The sequence below is a fragment of the Kitasatospora putterlickiae genome, from assembly GCF_039527695.1.
Lineage (GTDB): Bacteria > Actinomycetota > Actinomycetes > Streptomycetales > Streptomycetaceae > Kitasatospora > Kitasatospora putterlickiae.
The window spans coordinates 38,430-40,902 of record NZ_BAAAKJ010000002.1; the positions used below are offsets into that span (position 1 = coordinate 38,430).

The window sequence follows — 2,473 nt, forward strand, 5'->3', positions numbered from 1 at the left end:
CACGTCGGCCGCTTCTTTGCGTTTCCCGGCGTTCCCGGACTACCGGTCGGTGCTGATCGGGCGGGCGAGGTGACGGCCGCCTCGATGCCGGGTTTCCTCGCCTTCCACGCGCCCCGGACCGCCGCCGGGCGCGGGGCGTCCAGCGCGAGCAGCCTGGTCCGGCTGTTCACGGGGGAGTGAGGCGAGGGGGGAGGAACTGGTGGGCCGCCGACCGTTGTCACCGGGCGGCGGTCCTGCCACCATGGGTCGGGTCACGTGTCGGGATCGCTGACGTATCATCCGAATCACGGAATGTTGCACACTCAACGTAACGTGACATTGTACGCTGGTGTTCTGCACTCACCGGAGGAACACCATGGCCGACCTCAAACCCCGCACCCTGATCTCCGTACAGGAGCGGCTGCGCGACCAGGTCGCCCACGCCCTGCGGGCCGCCCTCATCTCCGGCGAGCTGCGCCCCGGCGTCGTCTACTCCGCGCCCGCCCTCGCCGCCGACTTCGGCGTCTCCGCCACCCCCGTGCGCGAGGCCATGCTCGACCTCGCCCGCGAGGGCCTGGTCGAGGCCGTCCGCAACAAGGGCTTCCGGGTCACCGAGCTCACCGAGCGCGACCTCGACGACTTCACCGAGATCCGCGCCCTCATCGAGGTCCCCACCGTCGGCCGCGTCGCCCGCACCGCCAACGCCGACCAGTTGGAGGCGCTGCGCCCGCAGGCCGAGGCGATCGTGGTCGCCGCCGGCAAGCAGGACCTGATCGGCTACCTGGAGGCCGACCGCCAGTTCCACCTCGACCTGCTCGGCCTGGCCGGCAACTCCCGCCTGGTCGAGGTCGTCGGTGACCTGCGCAAGCGCTCCCGGCTCTACGGCCTCAACCGCCTCGCCGAACGCGGCGAGCTGGTGTCGTCGGCGGAGGAGCACCTGGAGCTGCTGGACCTGATGATCGCCGGCGACGCCCCGGCCGCCGAGTCCTGCATGACCCGCCACCTGAGCCACGTCCGCTCCCTGTGGGCCGACGACCACCAGGAGGCCGAGGAGGAGTCCCGCACCGGCCTGCGACTGCGGGCCCGGTAGGGGTAAACCACTCGTTCCGGCTGGTGGTCGAGGTCACCTCCTCCGCGTTCGGCGACGAACTCACCCGGAGGCCGGCCGTGTACGCCGCCGCCGGTGTGCCGGTGTACGTGGTCGTGGACCGCGTCGACCGGCGGGTCGTGGTGTTCACCGAGCCGCCCGGTGCCGCGTACGGGACGCGTGAGGTCCACCACCCGGGGGAGTCGTTCACCCTGCCCGGGTCGGTCGGGGCGTCGGTGACGTTCGGGGTGGCGGACCTGGTCGCGGTCAGACGGTAGCCGCCGGGACCGTCAGCCGGCCGTCGTGGACCTCGGCCACCTGGTCGACGGCCGTGAGGTGGGTGCGGTCGTGGGTGACCAGGACGGTGGCGGTGGCGCGCTGGTGGGTGAGGGTGGTGAGCAGGTCCAGGACGGCGGCGCCGCGTTCGTGGTCGAGGGCGCTGGTGGGCTCGTCGACCAGGAGGACGGTGGGGTCGTTCATCAGGGCGCGGGCGATGTTGACGCGCTGGCGCTGACCGCCGGAGAGCTGGTGCGGGCGGCGGGCCGCCTGGTCGCGCAGGCCGACGGCGTCCAGCAGCTCCAGCGCCCGGGGAAGGGCGCCGCGCGGGGCGCGGCCGTCCAGATGGGCCATCACCTGGAGCTGCTCGACGGCGGTGAGCGAGGGCAGCAGGTTGGGCTGCTGGAAGACGATGCCGATCCGGTCGCGGCGCAGCGCCGTCAACGCGGCGCGGTCCAGGCCGGTGGTCTCCGTGCCGTCCACCGCCACCCGGCCGGAGTCCGGGGCGATCAGCGTGGCCGCGACCGCCAGCAGGCTGGACTTGCCCGAGCCGGACGGGCCCACCACGGCGGTCAGGGTGCCCTTCGGGACGGTCAGCGAGACGTCGTCCAGGGCGGTCAGCCGGCCGTCGCCGTCCGGGTAGGTGAGGGTGACGTGGTCGAGAACGAGACTCATCGGGCGCTCCCCAGGGCGGTCAGCGGGTCGACGGAGGTGATGCGGCGGACGGACAGGGCCGCGCCGACCGCGCCGAGCGCGATCATGACGACGGCGGGCACCAGCACGGTCGGGGCGTCCAGGACGAACGGGACGGCGGAGCCGATCAGCGCGCCGAGGCCGGCGGCGACGGCCGTGCCGAGCACGGTGCCGAGCAGCAGCAGGACGACGGCCTGGCCCAGCGCGTCGCGCAGCAGGTAGCGGGTGGAGGCGCCGAGCGCCTTGAGGACGGCGATGTCGCCGCTGCGCTGGATCGTCCAGACCGTGAAGAACGCGCCGATCACCAGCGCCGAGATGGCGAACAGGAAGCCCCGCATCAGCTGCAGCGAGCCGTTCTCGGAGGTGTAGGAGCCGATCGCGGCGAGCGCGTCGTCCCGGCTGCGGGTCTCGGTGCCGAGGGCGGCGTCGGCGGCGCCC

At 73.3% G+C, this 2,473-nt stretch carries 5 protein-coding genes; 3 read left to right on the forward strand and 2 right to left on the reverse strand.

The window, feature by feature from the left end; all coding sequences use genetic code 11:
• The 3 genes from ABD308_RS00260 to ABD308_RS00270 all read left to right on the forward strand — a co-directional run.
• Nucleotides 1–180, forward strand: a 180-nt coding sequence (locus ABD308_RS00260) for a hypothetical protein (RefSeq protein WP_344321965.1), incomplete at its 5' end; no start/stop codon positions are given.
• 175 nt (nt 181–355) lie between these two features.
• A complete protein-coding gene (locus ABD308_RS00265) occupies nt 356–1,069 on the forward strand; it encodes a GntR family transcriptional regulator (RefSeq protein WP_344321971.1) in 714 nt (237 codons plus the stop codon).
• Between the two features lie 23 nt (nt 1,070–1,092).
• The gene (locus ABD308_RS00270; RefSeq protein WP_344321977.1) at nt 1,093–1,344 is read left to right on the forward strand and encodes a Uma2 family endonuclease; all 252 of its coding nucleotides are present in this window, start codon (nt 1,093–1,095) and stop codon (nt 1,342–1,344) included.
• Here the strand turns inward: ABD308_RS00270 and ABD308_RS00275 are convergent.
• The gene (locus ABD308_RS00275) at nt 1,334–2,017 is read right to left on the reverse strand and encodes an ABC transporter ATP-binding protein (protein ID WP_344321981.1); all 684 of its coding nucleotides are present in this window, start codon (nt 2,015–2,017) and stop codon (nt 1,334–1,336) included. The genes ABD308_RS00270 and ABD308_RS00275 overlap by 11 nt on opposite strands.
• On the reverse strand, nt 2,014–2,473 hold a 460-nt coding region (locus tag ABD308_RS00280; protein ID WP_344321983.1), incomplete at its 5' end, for an FtsX-like permease family protein. The genes ABD308_RS00275 and ABD308_RS00280, both read right to left, overlap by 4 nt.

What these genes read in the sequence shown, in the direction of transcription:
- ABD308_RS00265 (WP_344321971.1), top strand. Translation starts at nt 356, where the DNA reads ATGGCCGACCTCAAACCCCGCACCCTGATCTCCGTACAGGAGCGGCTG.
- ABD308_RS00275 (WP_344321981.1), bottom strand. Translation starts at nt 2,017, where the DNA reads ATGAGTCTCGTTCTCGACCACGTCACCCTCACCTACCCGGACGGCGAC.